Annotated in this window: 3 protein-coding genes; 1 reads left to right on the plus strand and 2 read right to left on the minus strand. The window is 37.8% G+C overall.

Annotation, left to right across the window (positions count from 1 at the left end; genetic code table 11):
- Positions 1–102: 102 nt before the first annotated feature.
- Positions 103–453, minus strand: a complete 351-nt coding sequence (locus Q0791_RS24715) for a DUF3147 family protein (RefSeq protein WP_299011925.1) — start codon at positions 451–453, stop codon at positions 103–105.
- Between the two features lie 205 nt (positions 454–658).
- On the opposite strand from Q0791_RS24715, the gene rcnR reads away from it, so the two are divergent.
- Complete coding sequence (gene rcnR / locus Q0791_RS24720) at positions 659–931, plus strand: Ni(II)/Co(II)-binding transcriptional repressor RcnR (protein ID WP_299011926.1); 273 nt, start codon at positions 659–661, stop codon at positions 929–931.
- 95 nt (positions 932–1,026) lie between these two features.
- Here the strand turns inward: rcnR and Q0791_RS24725 are convergent, their stop codons facing one another.
- The gene (locus Q0791_RS24725; RefSeq protein WP_299011927.1) at positions 1,027–2,106 is read right to left on the minus strand and encodes a glycoside hydrolase family 26 protein; all 1,080 of its coding nucleotides are present in this window, start codon (positions 2,104–2,106) and stop codon (positions 1,027–1,029) included.
- Positions 2,107–2,255 lie beyond the last annotated feature (149 nt).

Here is a 2,255-nt window from a genome sequence, read left to right on the forward strand (position 1 = left end):
AGAGAAAGCCACAACTTAATATAACATCAGCTGAATTCAACGCGATGGCAGTGATGCGTTAAACCGATCTGAGGTTACCTAGGAATACTTCACTTATTAGGTTTATAACAGCTCTATGCCACATTTTTTGACTGCAATGACCACGATGAAAAAGCAAACTATTGAAATAATGGCGCACATTCCCAAAGCAGGCCAAAATGAGTAACGGCTTAATAAAAAAGGAAAAATGAGAAACATAGGTAAAGTCGGTAACACATACCAAAAAGTATAATAAGCGTGATTAGCAAGCTTACTCTGATCTTGCCCTTCAACATACATCCAAATTAACGCTAAAATGGTCACCGTTGGCAGCGCAGCAATCAGCGCTCCCGCTTTGTCACTCCTTTTTGCCACTTCAGATATCATCACCACAATGCCAGCAGTTAACGCATATTTTGTAATAATCCATAACATCGGACAGCCACCTTTTTCACAATAAATTGTTTTTAAATATAATTTAAGCTTTATTTCTCACAGTACTCGTTTAACAAAATACGTTAACTTTCTTTTGTACCATATTGAGAATGCCACCAATGATACTCCCCCCCAGTAGTTTATACTACCCCCCAGTATAATATTAATGTAATATTATTGAACAAGTTCATTATTTGAGCCCAATATGTCGCATACCATTAAAGATAAGAAAAAACTCAATACTCGAGTAAACAAAATACAAGGCCAAATAAATGGCTTAAAAAAATTGCTTGAAGAAGAAAATGAATGCCAAGATGTGCTACAGCAAATTGCCGCAATTCGAGGTGCTGTGAATGGTTTAATGAGAGAAGTGATTAAAGGCCATCTTATAGAACACCTTGTACTTGAAAAAGAAATTGAAAAGCGAGAAGCGGATATGCAAGCTATACTCAGCATTTTAGACTCATATATCAAATGATGCTTTAAGGCCACCACTTAACGATATTAGCTAATACATATGAGCGAGTATATGAGTGAATACACGAGCAAGTGCATATGAGTTAAGGCTCACTTTCAAAAATCATCTTCTTGCTCCTTATCACCATTCTCATCAACGACGATTTTTGTATCAAAAAAATAGGACTTAGCAGGTGAAAACCTACTGCTAATATCATTTTTTTGAGCCTGCTTTTTAAATTGTACAAGCCCTGTATTATGCTGGTCCTCATTCAATGACCAGCTCAGCTCTTTATTAATATTGAACCAAATAATCCCTTTGATACCATGAAAGTGATTGCGAAGCTGCTTAAACATGTCGTCTATCCACATTGACTTACTCTCAAACCGATCGCTGTCATCACCATCTTGATCCAGTACTGGATTAGGCAAGTCGGTGGGCTCTGCACAACCCACTTCTGTAATTAAAATAGGATGATGAGGATAATGTGACATTAATAAATCATATTTATCTTTAAAAATATCAGCAAATGAACTCCATTGGCTAAAAGCATAATTCGATCCCCAGTTGTAACCATCAATAGCCGTCCAATCGACCACATCCTCACCTGGATAGTAGAGCATTACATTTCGATAATCATCGACATCATCATGATTGACGCTCCACACCCATTCGACATACTGATCCGCATCGGCTGTTTCAAACTTTTCATGTAAATGACGCCAAGCAAGAATATAGTTATCAGGATCGTTACTCCATGGATACCAAATACCATTAAATTCATGGGCAAAACGCAGCAATATACGCGCATTGGGATCATCAATATCTTCTATCCATATTTTAAAGTCCGCCACCCAGTTGGATAAATAGTCGTCCCAATCACCCGCAATGATTTCTGGTAATAAATTATCATTAGGCCGCGCCGATAGTGTGGGTTCAAAAGTGATCATAGGCGTAGCACCCGCCGCAACAATATGACTGTTTTGTCTTCTTAGTGCATGCCAATCATAATCAAAATTGGTGAAAATATTGACAATAGCTAAGCCTTTGTGAATATCAGATTCAAATGTCGCTATATTTTCGGGTTTATAAGCATCATCTCTGATATAGGCTCCCAACATGAGTTTATTCGCACTGGCAAGACCCACAATTGATGTTATGCAAGTCGATGACACTAACAATGAAAGGTAACGCATTTAGCCTCCATACAACTAGATTCATTTAACCGAAGTTCATTTAACCAAGGTTCATTTAGCCACCCATTCTAAAGTAATGCCAGTAAGTTAAGCTTATTGGCATTTTTTATTTCTAGCATATCGCTGTGGTCTTCGTTTGACTGCTCGGG

Origin of the sequence: uncultured Shewanella sp., from assembly GCF_947495455.1 — a bacterium.
GTDB lineage: Bacteria > Pseudomonadota > Gammaproteobacteria > Enterobacterales > Shewanellaceae > Shewanella.